Here is a 15,832-nt window from a genome sequence, read left to right on the forward strand (position 1 = left end):
AGTATAGCTATGGCCTGGAACGAACCGGGTAATAATGGCAATGATAACGACCCGTGGAAAAATCGCGGTGGACGAGATCAAGGGCCACCTGATCTGGACGAAGTATTCCGCAAGTTTAACAACAAGTTTGGCGGGATATTTGGCGGTAAGCCAGGTAACAATAAGAGTGGACTTGGCGGTGCTGGAATTACCTTCATTTTCATTATCGCTTTAATTGTATGGGCACTAAGTGGTATTTATACGGTTAAAGAAGCTGAGCGTGGTATCGTGCTGCAATTTGGTAAATTTGACCGCATTGCTGAGCCGGGTTTACGCTGGAAAATGACGTTTATCGAGCGCGTAATTCCAATTGATATCGAAGCGGTTCGCTCACTATCAGCATCTGGTTTTATGCTGACAGAAGACGAAAACGTAGTGAGTGTTGAGTTTGAAGTGCAGTATCGTGTTGTTGATCCAACATTATATCGCTTCAGTGTAACGGATGCAGACCACAGTTTGCAGCAAGCGCTTGATAGTGCACTTCGCTATGTAGTAGGCCACTCTCGCATGGACCAAGTACTAACTACAGGCCGTGAGCAGGTGCGTCAACGTACGTGGGATGAGCTTAACAAAATTATTGAACCGTATAACCTTGGTTTGATTGTGACGGATGTCAACTTCAAAGACTCTCGTCCTCCTGCTGAAGTTAAAGATGCATTCGATGACGCTATTGCTGCACAAGAGGATGAAGAACGTTTCATTCGTGAGGCAGAAGCATACGCGAGAGAAATTGAGCCTCGTGCACGTGGTCAAGTGACTCGTATGACTCAAGAGGCAGAAGGTTATAAAGAGCGTATCATTTTAGAAGCTCAAGGTGAGGTGGCTCGCTTTGAAAAGTTACTACCTGAATACGCAGCAGCGAAACAAGTAACACGTGAACGTTTATACATTGAGGCGATGGAAGAAATTCTAGGTCGTAGCTCTAAAGTTATCGTTGATGTGAAAGGCGGCAATAACATGATGTATTTGCCACTTGATAAGATCATGCAGCAATCTCAATCATCTGCGCCTGTGACTCTGCCTAGCCGAAACGACATTAACCAGTTGCGTCAAACACTGGGTCAGTCTCGTAACAGCAGCGTAAACAGCAGTAATGATAGATTCTCACAAGATCGTTTTAACAGCGGGAGATAATATTGATGAGAAATTTTGGTTTTGTCTTTTTAATACTTCTCGCCCTGTTGGGGTTCTCTTCTGTCTTTGTTGTAACTGAAGGGCAGCGTGCGATTGTGCTGCTATTTAGTAAAGTACAAAAAGATAGTGCAGATAACGCGGTTGTTTATGAGCCTGGTTTACATCTTAAAGTGCCTTTCTTTAGCCAAGTACGTCACCTAGATGCACGTATTCAAACGCTTGACGGAGCACCGGATAGGTTCGTTACAAGTGAGAAGAAAGACCTTATCGTTGATTCTTATGTCAAATGGCGTGTCAGTGATTTCTCTAACTTCTACCTGCGAGCTCGCGGTGACAAGCAATATGCAGAAACGCTACTAAAACAGAAAGTAAACAATGGCTTAAGAACAAACTTTGGTTCTCGTACAATTAAAGAAATTGTCTCGGGAGAGCGCAGTGAGTTGATGGCGGAAGCGCTGGTTCAGGCATCTGATAGTGCACAAGAACTAGGTATTGAAGTACTGGATGTGCGCGTTAAGCAAATTAACTTACCGAATGAAGTCAGCAATTCAATTTTCCAACGTATGCGTGCTGAGCGTACGGCGGTTGCTAAAGAGCACCGTTCAGAAGGTCAAGAGAAAGCAGAAACCATTCGTGCAGAAGTGGACCGTCGTGTAACTGTTATGCTAGCTGATGCTGAGCGTAATGCGCGAACAGTTCGAGGTGAAGGTGATGCTGAAGCCGCAAACATTTATGCTCAAGCGTACAATAAAGATCCTGAGTTCTTTGGCTTTATTCGTTCGTTAGAAGCGTATAAGAAAACTTTCACGAGCAAAAGCGATGTTATGGTACTTTCGCCTGATAGTGAGTTTTTTGACTACATGAAGCAGAAGGACGCCAAGTAGCCTTTGCTGTCGTAAAGTCATTAATTTGAAATAAAAAGCCCGCAATGTGTCGGGCTTTTTTGTATTTATTTCAAACGCTTTTATTTAATATCAAAATGTCTGAAGAAAAATCATTCGAAACAGGGTGATTTTACCCTACCTTTTCTGGTAAAATCTGCGCCTAATTTTTTCTAAGTGATATTGCAATGGGTAAAAACGTCGTTGTATTAGGCACCCAATGGGGTGACGAAGGTAAAGGTAAGGTTGTAGACCTACTTACAGATAAGGCTTCTTTAGTTGTACGCTATCAAGGTGGACACAACGCGGGCCATACTTTGGTTATTAATGGTGAGAAAACAGTACTACATTTGATCCCATCTGGTATTTTACGTGACAACGTAAAGTGTGTGATCGGTAACGGTGTTGTATTAGCACCTGATGCACTAATGAAAGAAGTAAACATGCTTGAAGAGCGTGGCGTACCTGTTCGCGAACGCCTACTAATCAGTGAAGCATGTCCGCTAATTCTTCCTTACCATGTTGCACTAGACCAAGCTCGTGAGCTTGCACGTGGCAACAAAGCAATCGGTACAACCGGTCGTGGTATTGGTCCAGCGTACGAAGACAAAGTTGCACGTCGCGGCCTTCGTGTTGGCGACCTATTCAATCCAGAGCAATTCGCTGCAAAACTTAAAGAAGTTATTGAGTACCACAACTTCTCACTTGAGCACTACTACAAAGTTGAGCCTGTTGATTTCCAGAAGACTTACGATGACGCAATGGAAATTGCTGAAATCCTGAAAGCAATGGTTGTTGATGTAACAGAGCTACTTGATCAAACTCGTGAGAAAGGTGACAACATCTTGTTTGAAGGTGCGCAGGGCACACTTCTAGACATCGACCACGGTACATACCCTTATGTTACTTCGTCAAATACCACAGCAGGTGGTGTAGCCACGGGTGCTGGTTTTGGTCCGTTAAACCTAGATTACGTGCTAGGTATTGTTAAAGCTTACACAACACGTGTTGGTTCAGGTCCTTTCCCAACTGAGCTTTACGACGGTGTAGACAAGCAGGACCCAGTTGGTAAGCACTTAGGTGAAAAAGGTCATGAATTTGGCGCGACGACAGGCCGTTTACGTCGTACAGGTTGGTTTGACGCGGTTGCTATGCGTCGTGCGGTACAAATCAACAGTATCACTGGTTTCTGCTTAACTAAACTAGATGTTTTAGATGGTGTAGAGACAATCAAAATTTGTACTGGTTACCAACTAGAAGATGGCACAGTTACAAACGTAACACCTCTTGCGGCAGAAGGTTACGAGAAGGTAACGCCTGTTTATGAAGAGATGCCAGGTTGGAGCGAGAACACATTCGGCGCAACTTCAGTTGAGCAGCTTCCTGAAGCAGCTATTAACTACATCAAACGCTTAGAAGAAATTACCGGTGTGCCAATTGATATCATTTCAACAGGCCCAGACCGTGTAGAAACAATGATTGTTCGCAACCCATTCGGCGAATAATGAAAAGTAAAAAAAGCTGCTTCGGCAGCTTTTTTTATATCCAATTATGTCCTATAAAATAATTTGGTATGGTTTTTGTATTCATATTTGTAGACATCAAATAATTGCCAAATATTATGATTAGAACACTTCGACTTCCTCTTATAACGCTTGGGTTCATACTTGCAGGACACTGTGCTGCCAATGAACAAATAGAGGCAGTGCCTTTATACACTCAGGATGAGTTGATCACCTTAATCAATAATAATGCCCATTTACAGCGTGTGAAAGACGATGATTGCCAGTTAGTGCAGGATATAGAAGCGCGAGCGGAAATTATGGGCCTGCCTTCTTATCAGTTTTTGTATGGCGATATGTTGGCATATGCAGTCTGCGTTGAGCGCGATGTGGAGTTGGGTCTGTATTATATGAAGCAAGCGGCACAGCAAGGCCTAGCCGCGGCGCTCGAGCAACTCGGCAGATACTATGACATAGGTCAGTTGGTACAGGCTGACAAAGCGATGGCAATTGTATATTTACGCGAAGCAGCTGCGCTTGGGAACTTAAATGCCCAATTGCGTCTTGTTGGGTTATTCAATCAGGGGTTTGGAAGCCCCCGAGACTATGAAGATGCTTATCGATGGTTGTTTCATGCTGTAGTTGCAGATAAGCAGGTGCACAAAAAAATTGAAAGTTCACTGACGAGCTTGGCTAAAAAAATGCCCGAGAGTGTTATCAAACGGGCTAGATTACCAAATTAACTTAGCTACTTAACTTCTCTCCAATAGAGGATTCTTTGCTTGCAGGGTCTTTCAAAATAGACATTTTAGGTGGCTGCAAAGCCAAAATTTTGTCACCCTGTTGTGGGAGCTTCTCCTCTTCGGAGGTAAAAGGCCTCACGGATAAAGGATCGTCCTCTTTTTTCTGTTCAGAAATGATGAACAAGGGAATTGCTTCTTTATTAATTTCTAAGTATTGCTCCCAACTGAATTCCTCTGACAGTCTAGTTGCACTTACTTTACCGCCTTTTGCCATTAAACTACTTAGTTTGGCGTAATTACCTGTGTCTCCAAATAAGATTTGCCGAGATAAAAACGTTGCACTGTCTTTATTTGCTTTGGCGTGGTTTGTCGATGATTTTAACGAATAGACACTCTGCTCATCGAGTAAATGAGAAAAGTACTGTACGCCTAATGCATTGTGGTGGCGATTTGGCGATAAAGCGAGCACCGAATGAAGGCTGGTTAGGGGCAGGTAGCGCTCCGCATGTTCCGATTGCGGGTTACCATAATAACAAGGCAGGCCGTCCATTCTCGCCATTTTGCAGTTCTCCCATGCTGGATCAGATAGGTAAACGTCTATATTTTGCTCTTTTAGTCCACAGGCAATTGCGCGTGCTACATGGTTGGCACCAATGATCAACAGGGTATTTGGACTGGGTTGTCGTACACCCAGCAGCCGTGCCAAAGGTGTTGCAGTTAAACTTTGAAGTATGACTGTGACAATGATGACAGTGAAAATGAGCGGTACAATCTTAGCCGCATCTGGGTGCCCGGATTGTGCCATACTGAGCGCAAATACAGATCCTACCGCAGCGGCAACAATACCGCGTGGGGCAATCCATGCGAGCATTAAGCGAGATTTGAGCGGAATGTCACTGTTAAAAGTCGAAACGGCAATACTGAGGGGTCTGGCGACAAATAACACGATGGCTAAAAACCAAAAAATTCCACTATCTAGCATCATTAGCTCTTCTAGCTTCAAACGTGCAGCAAGTAAAATAAATAGGCTAGAAATCAATATCATCGACAAGTCTTCTTTGAACTCTAGCACAGCATCTATTTCTAAATCATCCTGATTGGCAAGCCAAATACCAAAAATCGTCACGGCTAGTAAGCCTGACTCGTGACTTAAATGGTTTGACAGTGTAAAGCTCATCAAGACCAGAGCTAATATTCCAAACTTGTGCAGCTCAAATGGCAGCCACTCTTTGCGGATAATATAGCTGGTAAACCAGCCAGAAACGATACCCACACTTAATCCGACGCCGAGTGTTGATAGCAGTGCCATTAATGTGTGGCTGAATACACCGTCTTGGTCGACTAAACTGACAGCCTCAAACACCAATACAGCGAATAAAGCGCCGATTGGGTCAATAACAATGCCTTCCCAACGTAAAATTCGATCTATATCTTTGGTTGGACGCATGGCATTAAGCATTGGCGCTATAACTGTGGGTCCGGTTACAACCAGTACTGCGCCCAAAACGGCCGCGACGGGCCAATCCAGCTCCAATACATAAATGGCACAGGCCGTAATTATAACGAAGGTGGTTAACATGCCAATTGAGCAGAGGTTACGAACTACTTTTCCAATTCCCTTTAGCTCTCGAAAGTGAAGCGTCAAAGATCCTTCAAAAAGAATGATGGCAACAGACAGGGATACGACGGGAAAAAGGAGATCACCTAATAGTTTATCGGGGTCTAACACACCAGAAACAGGGCCAAGCAATAGCCCTGTCAAAAGTAAAAATAAAATAGCGGGTACTTTGGCAACCCATGCCAGCCATTGGGCAAATACAGAACATATGGCAATTGCGGCGATGTAAATAGCCGACATAAACTCTCCAGCTTAGTTAGCTTATTGAATATTAGTATAGTGTTAGCCTCGTTATATCATAGTAAATAAGTCAAAAAAGAGAATAAGCTGTTAAAAGTGCGCTCTTTTTTCCGATTCTTTTGACAAATTTTCTGGTAGGGGGACGAGCAATTTAAGTGTGCAATTTAAACAATATTCACTTTACCCAGCTCTTTTAAAATGCGTATTATCAAGGTCTGAGTGACAGGCTTTGTGTGAAGACACATAAAGCAAGGGATGAGAGGAAGGCAATGACATTAATAACTAATTTGGCGAAGAACGCCGCAAAGGCTGCAAAAAAGCTGGCGATTCTCGATACTGAACAGAAAAACGCCATACTGATCGAGATGGCTAGCGCGCTTAGAGCAAACGAGCAGGGTATTTTAGAGGCGAACGCGCTAGACCTTGGCGCGGCACGGGACAATCAGCTTTCTCAGGCAATGGTAGACCGTTTAACTTTAAACTCGCAACGTATAAACGATATGGCTGTAGGGTTAGAGGAAGTGGCGGCGCTTCCAGATCCAGTTGGTGAGACGCGAACTCTTGGCAAGCAACCGAGTGGCATTGAAGTGCAAAAAATGCGCGTACCTTTGGGTGTTATTTGCATGATTTACGAAGCTAGGCCAAATGTGACCGCTGATGCAGGTGCCCTGTGTTTCAAGTCTGGCAATGGTGTAATCTTGCGCGGTGGAAAGGAGGCGCTAAATAGCTCCTTGGCGATAGCGCATGTTATGCATAGTGTGCTTGATACACATGGTTTACCTACTGAGCTGATCACTGTCGTTCCGGATCCTGATAGAGCACTTATGCTAGAGCTAATGCAGCAAAAGGACTATATCGATCTAATAATCCCAAGAGGGGGGGAAGGCTTGATAGAGTTTGTGACTAAGCACAGTACTGTTCCAGTTATTCAGCACTTTAAGGGGGTCTGCCACTTGTATGTAGACAAAGATGCAGATTTAGATATGGCAATCGAATTGCTTTTAAATGGCAAAACACAGAGGACTGGTGTATGCAATGCACTCGAAGGGCTAATAGTACACAGTGCAATAGCGCAAACCTTTTTGCCACGGGTGAGAGAAGTGTTGAGCGAGGCAGGTGTTCAGGTTCATGCTTGTCAGTCTGCGGCTGCTTATTTTAGCTGTGCAAACGTACTGGATGATAGCGAATTTGGCGAAGAGTATTTGGGACTAGAAATCGCAATTCGCATAGTTGATGATTTCTCTGGGGCACTGGTACATATAGACCAATTTGGCAGTCACCACACTGAAGTTATCTGTACTAAATCTGAGCAAGCTGCTAAACAGTTTCAGACATGCGTGGATGCATCTGTTGTCATGGTAAATGCGTCATCTAGATTTAGTGATGGTGGTCAACTAGGTTTAGGCGCTGAAATCGGTATTGCAACTACTAAATTGCATGCATATGGTCCAATGGGATTGGAGTCGTTAACAACCGAAAAATATTTGGTTAATGGAACGGGAAATATAAGAAGTTAGTAAAGTGGTGGAGCTAAGCAGGATCGAACTGCTGACCTCCTGCGTGCAAGGCAGGCGCTCTCCCAGCTGAGCTATAGCCCCACTTTAAATTGGGAATATCACAAAAGAGAATTGGTGGAGCTAAGCAGGATCGAACTGCTGACCTCCTGCGTGCAAGGCAGGCGCTCTCCCAGCTGAGCTATAGCCCCAACATGTCTTTTGGACGAGGCGAAATTTAAAGACTTTTGCTTCCCGCGTCAAGTTTTTTTATTAAAAAACTCAAAAATACGAGCAGCTTTGGTACACTGGGGCAAATTTATGGATAGGAAAATTATGAGTCGTCTATTTTTACTGCTCTTGTCAACTATGTTGGTTGCATGTAGTTCCGCCCCAAAACCAGATTTTGAAATAGAAAAACAAACCTTACATAAGCGCGTCAACGCTGAAGGTCAGCCTGAATTCGCGTTTGTAGTGACTGTAAAGTCATCACCTCGAATGGATCTTGCTAAGAATAAGCCCATATCAAAAAAGGAGCTAAAAAGGTTTGCAGAATACCAGCGAGTTGAAGAGTCGTCTGAATTGAAGTTAGCACTTGAGGATACTGCTGTGACACTATTACAGCAAGCTTTGAAAGCCGACAACTATTGTCAGAGCGGTTATAACATTGACAATGTTTATTGGCGTCAACGCAGTGTGCAATTGCGAGGGCACTGTTTGTGACTACATCTCGCTATGAGGCGTTAGAGCGACACCTAGCTCAATTAAATATTCGCTATACAAGTTATCAACATATGCCATTGGAAAATTGCAGCGTAGCCCAAGAAATAGGCCTTGAGCGAGATGGGACTGGGTTAAAGAACCTATTTTTACGCGACAACTATGGTAAAAGGCACTTTTTAGTGATCACGCTCGCTGAAAAGCAGCTTGATCTAAAAAGTTTGTCAAAGCAGCAGGGGCTTTCTCGACTTGGGTTTTGTTCCAGTGAGCGTTTGGAGAAATACCTGCAAGTAAAGCCTGGTTGTGTCTCTGCTCTTGCGACCTTCAATGACTCAGAAAATCATGTTGAATTGTGGTTAGATAGTGAATTGGAAGATGCTAAGCAATGGCAGTGCCACCCTTTTGAAAATGACAAAACCTGGGTATTACAGCTGGCTGATTTAAAGGTATTTTGGCAAAGTAGTGGTCACACTCCACACTGGGTTTCACTGCCAGTGCGTTGATTTTGCATTACTAAGTACCCGCCAAATATACACACGAATAATAAACTAAGTAAGAAGATTGCCAACCCATATATTTGATATATAAAGCCGGGTACGAAAGTACCTAGTGCTCCGCCACAATAATAAAATGATACGTAAGCGCCATTGGTGATGCTTGCATTGGCCGTACTGAGCTCGTTAGCTAGGGGAGCTGCGCTGGCGTGTATCATAAACATACAAGCGCAAAAGAGTGTAAACATGGCGACAAAGAGGCTGAGAGAGTTCCATTGCATGGCCAATAAAGTCATGCTGTATATTGCAAATAACGTCGTTAAAATCTGCCAATTATTGTGGGTTAATTTTGATAGCAAAGGGGTAACCATAGAGATCAATGCGCCGACTAAATAGCCACTGTATACCCAAGCTATCAGCTTAGGGTCTTTGATTTGATACTCGTTACTCAATATAAAAGGTAGGTAATTTAGCAACGCTGAAAAGCAGTAAAACATGCAAAACACCGCCCCATAAAGGCGCAGCAACTTGGCCGATTTTAAAGGTTTTAAATAAGCTTTTGGAGAAGTGAGCGGCGGTTGGGTTGTTGTTTTTTTGTACGCTGGTTTGATCACCAAAGCAAGCATCAATAGCAAAAAAGCATTAAATAGGTAAAAGCTTTCAAACCCCCACCATGTTGCAAAATTTGCTGCCAAAGCTCTTCCTAAATACCCCCCAGCAATGGTGCTACCTACATACCAGGTCATGTTTTTACGCAGGCATTGGCCTTGCCAGGTTTGCCCTATATAGCCTGTCATTGAAGTCAGCGCCGCCGGTAGTAATAGCCCCTCGATAAATCGCATAGTTAAAAACAGCTCGAACTGCCCAGTGAGACCAATCACGGTACAACACAGTGCCAGCGCAATCATAGTATTACGAAGCACAATGAGTTTACAAAACCTAGTTAAAACCAGCCCATAAAAAATGGGTGCCACAGCCAAAGGTAGCATGGTGACTGTCATTAAAAGGCCCGCTTTCGCTGGTGTGATGGCAAAGTATTCTGCAAATTGAGCCAGCATAGGTTGTGGCGCATAAAGCACAAAAAATATAACCACAGAGCAGAGCAGTAAATGAAATATTGGCATGTAATTTCTTAGCGATGAATGTACTTTATTATTATCTACAATTGACGGATCTTTTTCTCTAAAAAGAAGTAAAAACTTGTTATACATCATAAATTACTTCAGTGGCTTTGCTAGATTAGTGCACATGGCTCAAAAATGAATTCGTGTTTGTTAGAAGCTGTATGTACTTTTCCCTAGCTATTAAAGAAATTGTTTAGAGATTTGCTAATTTTTTTATTAAAATGGCGGCAAGTTTAGATTGATGGAGTGGCATTATGGGTTCTTTACAGGATCAGCTGTTAAAAGCCGGTTTGACAACTGAGCACAAAATGAAAGTTGCCAAGACGGAAAAACGCAAGCAGCAAAAGAAGAAAAAGAAAAAAGGCGCAACAAGCGATAAAACAGATCTGCAAAAACATATTGAGCAAACTAAGCTTGCTCAACAGCAAAAAGCAGAAGCGCAAAATAAAGCGAAGCAAGACGAATTAAAAGAACGTGAACAAGTCGCACGTGTTAAACAAATCCTAGAACACCATAACCAAGCCGAGATCAGGGGCGATCGTACATTTAACTTCACTTATGAAAGTAAGATAAAAGAGTTAGATGTAAACGAACAGACACAACAGGCTTTATCAAAGGGGCGTTTAGCAATTTGTGTATTGGAAGGACAATTCTATGTATTAGAAGATGATCCAGCTAGAAAAATTGCTGAGGTCGATGAAAAGTATATCGTTTTCCATGTCGAAGATAATAATGACAAACAGGATGACGATGACCCATACGCTGGGTATGAAGTACCAGACGACCTGACTTGGTAATGTATTAGGTTCATTTCTCTTCGTTGACTTGGTTCATATTCTAAAACTGAATTAAGTAATTGTGTAGAGCGGCTTTGAGTCGTCTACACTGGTTAAATAACCGTCAAAAAAGAGAAATGATATGATGAAGATAAAGCAATTTGTGTTTGCATCGAGCATGGCTGTCACCGCAATGCTCTGTGGTAATGTAGCTGCTGCAGATGGTAAAGCACTGTACTCTGCAAAGTTATGCCAAACGTGCCATGGAGCGGAAGGGAAGTCACCTATAATGCCTTTGTACCCAAAAGTTAATGGGCAAAGTAAAGAGTATCTTTTAGCACAAATGAAAGATATTAAAACAGGCAAACGTAGCAATGGTATGTCTGCGGCGATGAAAGCCATGGTGGCCAATGTATCTGATGCAGAACTAGAAGCGATTGCTGCCTATCTTTCTACAGTAAACTAAGTTTTGACTGCCGGAAAAAGCCACCTTTCATGGTGGCTTTTTTAGTACCGAATTAATTTGCACAGGGGGAGCTCTGTGTATTGAACTATTTTTTTATGTGTTTTAGACTTCTATACATCTAAAAACACCATGGTGAGTGTAAGGAGCAGAGATGTTTGATCTACCTGAGTTAAACCTAAAGGGTAAAGTGAGCGATGAAGAGTGGAAGTTACGCGTTGATCTTGCAGCTTGTTATCGTTTGGTTGAGCATTTTCGTTGGGGTGACTTAATTTATACCCATATGTCAGCTAGGTTGCCAGGGACCAATCATTATCTAGTTAACGCATTTGGTCTGAGCTTTGACGAGGTAACCGCATCCAATTTAGTCAAAGTAGATCTGCAAGGAAATATTCTCGACGATACACCCTACGAGATAAACCCAGCTGGTTTTACAATTCACAGTGCGATCCACGAAGTACGTGAAGATGCCCACTGCGTTATTCATTTACATACCAAAGAAACGATTGCCGTTGCAAGCCTTGAAGGTGGACTGCAACCTCTGAGTCAACACAGTATGTTTTCTCTTCCTTCTCTGTCTTATCACGGTTATGAAGGACTTGCTGTAAATGATGACGAAAGGGCGCGTTTGCAAGCAGATCTGGGCAATACCAATCATATGCTTTTGGTAAACCATGGTGGTCTGACGTTGGGGCCAACTGTTGGAGATGCATTTATGCGCTTTTATGATTTGCAAAGAGCGTGTGAAATTCAAGTGGCGATATTAGCCACTGGGCAACCTGCAATTGCAGTACCTCAACCAATCCAAGATAACATTTATAATCAAGCTAAAGTTGTGCACAGCGGGAGTACCGGTGGTCAGTTAGCTTGGCCTGCAATGCTCAGAAAAGCATATCGCTTAGATCCTGGCTTTGCCAAATAGGAGTCGAAATGAAAGTAAATCGCGTCGAAGTATTTGATATACACTGTCCAGACAGACCAGCTTGGACACCTGTCTTCATCAGAATTCATACTGATGAAGGGATCTCGGGAGTAGGTGAGGCTGGGCTTGCTTATGACTTGGGGCACAGTGCTGCGGCAAGTATGATCAAAGAAATGGCTGAGGCATTTTTGATTGGTCATGACCCATTCCAAACTGAGCTATTATGGTCTCGTATGTTGCGAGAGAGCTTCTGGGGATTAGGCGGTGGTCCTGTTGTATATGCTGCAATGAGTGCCATTGATACTGCGCTTTGGGATATTAAAGGCAAGGCGCTAAACTTACCTGTCTACCAGTTGTTAGGTGGTAAAGTAAATCCAGAGTTACGTACTTATGCATCACAATTGCAATTTGACTGGGATAGCGAGTTTAAGGCATTGGTACAGCCTCATGAATATGCTGAAGCGGCTCATAAAGCGCTAGCAGAAGGCTATGACGCGGTGAAGGTCGATCCAATTATGTATGACAAAGATGGCAATACATATTATGACCGCACAAAGCTCATCTCTCGCGGCGAAATGAAGCTATATCGAGCGCGTATGCAAGCAATCCGCGAAGCGGTAGGCGACGAAGTTGATATTATTTTTGAATGTCACAGTTTACCGGGTGCGACATCGGCAATTCAAATTGCAGAGATTGCAGAAGAATTTGACTGCATGTATTACGAAGAGCCTGTGAACTACTTAAACCATTCCTTACACGCCAAAGTTGCCAATAAAACAGCTGTACCTATCGCAGGAGGCGAACGCCTTTATAATCGCTGGGATGTAAGACCTTATTTTGAAGATCAAAGTATTGATGTATTGCAGCCAGACATTGGTTTATGTGGTGGTTTTACTGAAACTAAAAAAGTTTGTGACTACGCAGATATCTTTGATATCCGTATTCAAGCACACGTTTGTGGCGGTCCAGTCGCAACAGCGGCTTCATTGCATTTAGAAACGGCTATTCCTAACTTCTTAATTCATGAGCATCATACATATGCTATTAAAAAGTGGAATAGAGAGCTTTGCCTTCAGGATCCACAGCCTGAAAAAGGGGTATTTAAGGTATCGGAAGAGCCAGGTATTGGGATTGAGCTGAACGATGAAGTGGTGATGCGTTCGCAGCGTGTGGAAATTAAGTAACACACGTGATATCCAATAAAAAACCAGGCTTAGCCTGGTTTTTTTGTATTCAAAGAATGCGTTTACTTATTTAAGTAGAGACTCAGTCAGTACTGGACGGATCTCTTTAACAATCGCTTGGCACAATTTAGGTGCGCCACAGACGATGTTGCCGCTGTTGTTGTAGTTTGCACCACCTGCAAAGTCCATAAGCATACCGCCAGCTTCTTTTACTAACAGTTCACCTGCCGCTGTATCCCAAGGCTTAAGACCAATTTCATAGAAACCGTCAATACGGCCAGCAGCAACGTATGCCATGTCTAGTGCAGCAGATCCTGCACGACGAATATCAGCTGTATGAATGAATAGTGCTTTAAAAGCTTCGGTGTACGCATCCAAGTGGTGCTTTTGCTTGAATGGGAAACCAGTTGCTAGCACGCTACCTGCAAGCTCGTTGCTCTTAGTTACACGGATACGTTTATTGTTTAATTGGGCGCCTTGGCCACGAGATGCGGTGAATAACTCGCTACGAATTGGATCGTAAACAACAGCCTGTTCAACGCGGCCTTTTACTTTAAGTGCAATTGAAATTGCGAAGTGAGGGATGCCTTTGATGAAGTTAGTTGTGCCATCAAGAGGATCAATAACCCAAAGGTAATCTTTGTCTTTGCCATCAGTGTGGCCAAGTTCTTCTCCAACAATTGCGTGATCTGGGTAAGATTTTAGAATTGTGTCACGGATCACACGTTCAGCTTCTGTGTCAACACTTGTCACGAAGTCGTTAGTACCCTTCTGAGTCGCTTCAACTTGAGACAGATCTTCTGTTGCACGTAAGATCACTTTACCCGCGTTACGCGCAGCGCGTACCGCAATGTTTAACATTGGATGCATAGCATTACCTTTGAATTGTAAAAGAACTAAATTTTTTGAGCCGGCGTATTCTAGCGATTTTCTCGATAAAGTAAATAACTTTGCATGAAAAAGATTGGTGTTTTTTTGTTCAGTTGGTTTGGTGGTTTGATCCTGTCAACCTATGGTAAACTACGCCATTATTTTTGTCTGAGATAAATAGCATGGCATTACAAGATATTAGAATCGTACTTGTGAACACTTCACATTCGGGAAATATTGGTTCAGTTGCACGCGCAATGAAAACCATGGGCTTTTCAAAATTATATTTAGTCGATCCTGCTTGCGAGGTAGACAGTCACGCAAGTGCGCTGGCAGCTGGTGCGACAGATGTCCTTGGTGATGCAGTAACCGTAGACAAACTAGAAGATGCCATCGCAGATTGTAGTTTGGTGATTGGTACAAGCGCACGCTCTCGCACTTTGTCTTGGCCTATGGTTGATCCAAGAGAATGTGCACAAAAACTCGTGACAGAGTCTAACGATGGTCCAGTTGCACTTGTGTTTGGAAGAGAAAACAGTGGCTTAACAAACGAAGAGCTACAGCTTTGTAACTACCATGTTTGTATTCCTGCAAATCCTGAATACAGCTCTTTGAATTTAGCAATGGCTGTACAAACACTTACCTACGAAACGCGCATGACGTTTTTGGACACACAAGAAGCTAAGCCAGAAGTTGATGACACAAAGTATCCTACGTCTGAGCAAATGGCCTTATTCTATGAGCACCTTGAATCAACCTTGAATGACACTGGTTTTATTGTAAAGCAGCACCCCGGCATGGTGATGACAAAACTCAAGCGTTTGTTCAATCGCGCAAGACCAGAAGATCAAGAGCTTAACATCCTGCGTGGCATTCTCAGCTCAGTTAACAAATCAACGAAGTAGTCAAGATTGGAAAGAATCTAAAGATTAGATACTTTCATCACAGTAATACTTGACTAAATTACTCGGGTAATTACAATGTCGATAATACCTGATTAAATTAGTCAGGTATTAGCTAAATGAGACTGAGTAAGTAGTAACTTATTTTATAAGCAATAGGTGTCGTTAATACTTGACTATCTTAGTCAGGTAATTACAATTTGCGGCATTTGATAAATGTAACCTAGAGGCGCGTATGAAACTGACTTCAAAAGGCAGGTATGCAGTAACTGCAATGCTAGATGTAGCGCTACACGCAAACATTGGACCTGTGCCTCTGGCTGATATTTCTGAACGTCAGGAAATATCTCTATCATATTTAGAACAATTATTTGCACGCCTTCGTAAAAATGGGCTGGTTAGCTCTGTGCGGGGTCCTGGTGGAGGTTATCTCCTTGGGCGTGATGCACACACGATCTCTGTTGGAGATGTAATCAACGCGGTGGATGAGTCGGTTGATGCAACAAGGTGTCACGGCGAAGGTGGTGGTTGCCAAAGTGGTATGCGCTGCTTGACCCACACCTTGTGGTCGGATTTAAGCGTGCGAATAGAAGAATTTTTAAACAGTATTTCCCTTGCCGAGCTAGTCGCTAACTCTGATGTGCAATCAGTTGCATCACGTCAAGATAAAAGCGTTAGCGATGCGATGAAGCAATTAGATAATATTCAAGTGAGTTGCCAACTATAA

Annotated in this window: 16 protein-coding genes and 2 tRNA genes; 13 read left to right on the forward strand and 5 right to left on the reverse strand. The window is 43.1% G+C overall.

The window, feature by feature from the left end; all coding sequences use genetic code 11:
* Nucleotides 1–9: 9 nt before the first annotated feature.
* The 4 genes from hflK (at nucleotide 10) to N483_RS16705 (ending at nucleotide 4,299) form a co-directional block, all read left to right on the forward strand.
* A complete protein-coding gene (gene hflK / locus N483_RS16690; protein ID WP_023399906.1) occupies nucleotides 10–1,173 on the forward strand; it encodes an FtsH protease activity modulator HflK in 1,164 nt (387 codons plus the stop codon).
* A gap of 5 nt (nucleotides 1,174–1,178) precedes the next feature.
* Nucleotides 1,179–2,057 (forward strand): protease modulator HflC, encoded by an 879-nt coding sequence (gene hflC / locus N483_RS16695; protein WP_023399907.1) that lies wholly within the window; start codon nucleotides 1,179–1,181, stop codon nucleotides 2,055–2,057.
* Between the two features lie 185 nt (nucleotides 2,058–2,242).
* Nucleotides 2,243–3,559 carry an adenylosuccinate synthase gene (locus N483_RS16700; protein WP_023399908.1) on the forward strand — a complete coding sequence of 439 codons (1,317 nt, stop codon included), beginning with the start codon at nucleotides 2,243–2,245 and terminating at the stop codon, nucleotides 3,557–3,559.
* A gap of 116 nt (nucleotides 3,560–3,675) precedes the next feature.
* Nucleotides 3,676–4,299 carry a tetratricopeptide repeat protein gene (locus tag N483_RS16705; protein WP_023399909.1) on the forward strand — a complete coding sequence of 208 codons (624 nt, stop codon included), beginning with the start codon at nucleotides 3,676–3,678 and terminating at the stop codon, nucleotides 4,297–4,299.
* Nucleotide 4,300: 1 nt separating this feature from the next.
* Here the strand turns inward: N483_RS16705 and N483_RS16710 are convergent, their stop codons facing one another.
* Nucleotides 4,301–6,157 carry a cation:proton antiporter gene (locus N483_RS16710; protein ID WP_023399910.1) on the reverse strand — a complete coding sequence of 619 codons (1,857 nt, stop codon included), beginning with the start codon at nucleotides 6,155–6,157 and terminating at the stop codon, nucleotides 4,301–4,303.
* Nucleotides 6,158–6,426: 269 nt separating this feature from the next.
* On the opposite strand from N483_RS16710, the gene N483_RS16715 reads away from it, so the two are divergent.
* Entirely contained in the window at nucleotides 6,427–7,674 is a 1,248-nt protein-coding gene (locus tag N483_RS16715; protein ID WP_023399911.1) for a glutamate-5-semialdehyde dehydrogenase, read from the forward strand.
* 5 nt (nucleotides 7,675–7,679) lie between these two features.
* On the opposite strand, the gene N483_RS16720 is transcribed toward N483_RS16715, so the two are convergent.
* Both N483_RS16720 and N483_RS16725 read right to left on the reverse strand, forming a co-directional pair.
* A tRNA-Ala gene (locus N483_RS16720) sits at nucleotides 7,680–7,755 on the reverse strand.
* Nucleotides 7,756–7,786: 31 nt separating this feature from the next.
* Nucleotides 7,787–7,862: transfer RNA gene (locus tag N483_RS16725), tRNA-Ala, on the reverse strand.
* A 109-nt stretch (nucleotides 7,863–7,971) separates the two neighbouring features.
* On the opposite strand from N483_RS16725, the gene N483_RS16730 reads away from it, so the two are divergent.
* Both N483_RS16730 and N483_RS16735 read left to right on the forward strand, forming a co-directional pair.
* On the forward strand, nucleotides 7,972–8,373 hold the full coding sequence (locus N483_RS16730; protein ID WP_052027392.1) for a hypothetical protein: 402 nt from the start codon (nucleotides 7,972–7,974) through the stop codon (nucleotides 8,371–8,373).
* Nucleotides 8,370–8,873, forward strand: a complete 504-nt coding sequence (locus tag N483_RS16735) for a prolyl-tRNA synthetase associated domain-containing protein (protein ID WP_023399913.1) — start codon at nucleotides 8,370–8,372, stop codon at nucleotides 8,871–8,873. The genes N483_RS16730 and N483_RS16735 overlap by 4 nt, the downstream gene beginning before the upstream one ends.
* Here the strand turns inward: N483_RS16735 and N483_RS16740 are convergent.
* Nucleotides 8,837–9,988, reverse strand: coding sequence for an MFS transporter (locus N483_RS16740; RefSeq protein WP_036976439.1), 1,152 nt, complete (start codon nucleotides 9,986–9,988; stop codon nucleotides 8,837–8,839). The two genes, N483_RS16735 and N483_RS16740, sit on opposite strands and share 37 nt — an antisense overlap.
* Before the next feature lie 254 nt (nucleotides 9,989–10,242).
* Here N483_RS16740 and N483_RS16745 point away from each other — a divergent pair, with 254 nt between their 5' ends.
* The 4 genes from N483_RS16745 to N483_RS16760 all read left to right on the forward strand — a co-directional run bounded on the left by N483_RS16745 (nucleotide 10,243) and on the right by N483_RS16760 (nucleotide 13,333).
* The gene (locus N483_RS16745; RefSeq protein ID WP_023399915.1) at nucleotides 10,243–10,785 is read left to right on the forward strand and encodes a DUF2058 domain-containing protein; all 543 of its coding nucleotides are present in this window, start codon (nucleotides 10,243–10,245) and stop codon (nucleotides 10,783–10,785) included.
* Between the two features lie 157 nt (nucleotides 10,786–10,942).
* A complete protein-coding gene (locus N483_RS16750; RefSeq protein ID WP_417714874.1) occupies nucleotides 10,943–11,230 on the forward strand; it encodes a c-type cytochrome in 288 nt (95 codons plus the stop codon).
* A gap of 151 nt (nucleotides 11,231–11,381) precedes the next feature.
* Nucleotides 11,382–12,149: a class II aldolase/adducin family protein gene (locus tag N483_RS16755; protein WP_023399917.1), complete on the forward strand. Its 768-nt coding sequence runs from the start codon at nucleotides 11,382–11,384 to the stop codon at nucleotides 12,147–12,149.
* Between the two features lie 8 nt (nucleotides 12,150–12,157).
* Nucleotides 12,158–13,333 carry a mandelate racemase/muconate lactonizing enzyme family protein gene (locus tag N483_RS16760; protein WP_023399918.1) on the forward strand — a complete coding sequence of 392 codons (1,176 nt, stop codon included), beginning with the start codon at nucleotides 12,158–12,160 and terminating at the stop codon, nucleotides 13,331–13,333.
* A gap of 66 nt (nucleotides 13,334–13,399) precedes the next feature.
* Here N483_RS16760 and suhB read toward each other — a convergent pair whose 3' ends face one another.
* Nucleotides 13,400–14,203: an inositol-1-monophosphatase gene (suhB, locus tag N483_RS16765; protein WP_023399919.1), complete on the reverse strand. Its 804-nt coding sequence runs from the start codon at nucleotides 14,201–14,203 to the stop codon at nucleotides 13,400–13,402.
* 182 nt (nucleotides 14,204–14,385) lie between these two features.
* Here suhB and trmJ point away from each other — a divergent pair, with 182 nt between their 5' ends.
* Together trmJ and iscR are read left to right on the forward strand one after the other, a co-directional pair.
* Nucleotides 14,386–15,108: a tRNA (cytosine(32)/uridine(32)-2'-O)-methyltransferase TrmJ gene (trmJ, locus tag N483_RS16770; protein WP_023399920.1), complete on the forward strand. Its 723-nt coding sequence runs from the start codon at nucleotides 14,386–14,388 to the stop codon at nucleotides 15,106–15,108.
* A gap of 232 nt (nucleotides 15,109–15,340) precedes the next feature.
* The gene (gene iscR / locus N483_RS16775) at nucleotides 15,341–15,832 is read left to right on the forward strand and encodes a Fe-S cluster assembly transcriptional regulator IscR (RefSeq protein ID WP_023399921.1); all 492 of its coding nucleotides are present in this window, start codon (nucleotides 15,341–15,343) and stop codon (nucleotides 15,830–15,832) included.

Origin of the sequence: Pseudoalteromonas luteoviolacea NCIMB 1944 (genome assembly GCF_001625565.1) — a bacterium.
Taxonomy (GTDB): Bacteria; Pseudomonadota; Gammaproteobacteria; order Enterobacterales; family Alteromonadaceae; genus Pseudoalteromonas; species Pseudoalteromonas luteoviolacea_F.

Excerpts from the sequence above, each read along its gene's own strand:
- hflK (WP_023399906.1), top strand. The coding sequence starts at position 10 with ATGGCCTGGAACGAACCGGGTAATAATGGCAATGATAACGACCCGTGG.
- hflC (WP_023399907.1), top strand. The coding sequence starts at position 1,179 with ATGAGAAATTTTGGTTTTGTCTTTTTAATACTTCTCGCCCTGTTGGGG.
- N483_RS16700 (WP_023399908.1), top strand. The coding sequence starts at position 2,243 with ATGGGTAAAAACGTCGTTGTATTAGGCACCCAATGGGGTGACGAAGGT.
- N483_RS16705 (WP_023399909.1), top strand. The coding sequence starts at position 3,676 with ATGATTAGAACACTTCGACTTCCTCTTATAACGCTTGGGTTCATACTT.
- N483_RS16710 (WP_023399910.1), bottom strand. The coding sequence starts at position 6,157 with ATGTCGGCTATTTACATCGCCGCAATTGCCATATGTTCTGTATTTGCC.
- N483_RS16715 (WP_023399911.1), top strand. The coding sequence starts at position 6,427 with ATGACATTAATAACTAATTTGGCGAAGAACGCCGCAAAGGCTGCAAAA.
- N483_RS16730 (WP_052027392.1), top strand. The coding sequence starts at position 7,972 with ATGGATAGGAAAATTATGAGTCGTCTATTTTTACTGCTCTTGTCAACT.
- N483_RS16740 (WP_036976439.1), bottom strand. The coding sequence starts at position 9,988 with ATGCCAATATTTCATTTACTGCTCTGCTCTGTGGTTATATTTTTTGTG.
- N483_RS16745 (WP_023399915.1), top strand. The coding sequence starts at position 10,243 with ATGGGTTCTTTACAGGATCAGCTGTTAAAAGCCGGTTTGACAACTGAG.
- N483_RS16750 (WP_417714874.1), top strand. The coding sequence starts at position 10,943 with ATGGCTGTCACCGCAATGCTCTGTGGTAATGTAGCTGCTGCAGATGGT.
- N483_RS16755 (WP_023399917.1), top strand. The coding sequence starts at position 11,382 with ATGTTTGATCTACCTGAGTTAAACCTAAAGGGTAAAGTGAGCGATGAA.
- N483_RS16760 (WP_023399918.1), top strand. The coding sequence starts at position 12,158 with ATGAAAGTAAATCGCGTCGAAGTATTTGATATACACTGTCCAGACAGA.
- suhB (WP_023399919.1), bottom strand. The coding sequence starts at position 14,203 with ATGCATCCAATGTTAAACATTGCGGTACGCGCTGCGCGTAACGCGGGT.
- trmJ (WP_023399920.1), top strand. The coding sequence starts at position 14,386 with ATGGCATTACAAGATATTAGAATCGTACTTGTGAACACTTCACATTCG.
- iscR (WP_023399921.1), top strand. The coding sequence starts at position 15,341 with ATGAAACTGACTTCAAAAGGCAGGTATGCAGTAACTGCAATGCTAGAT.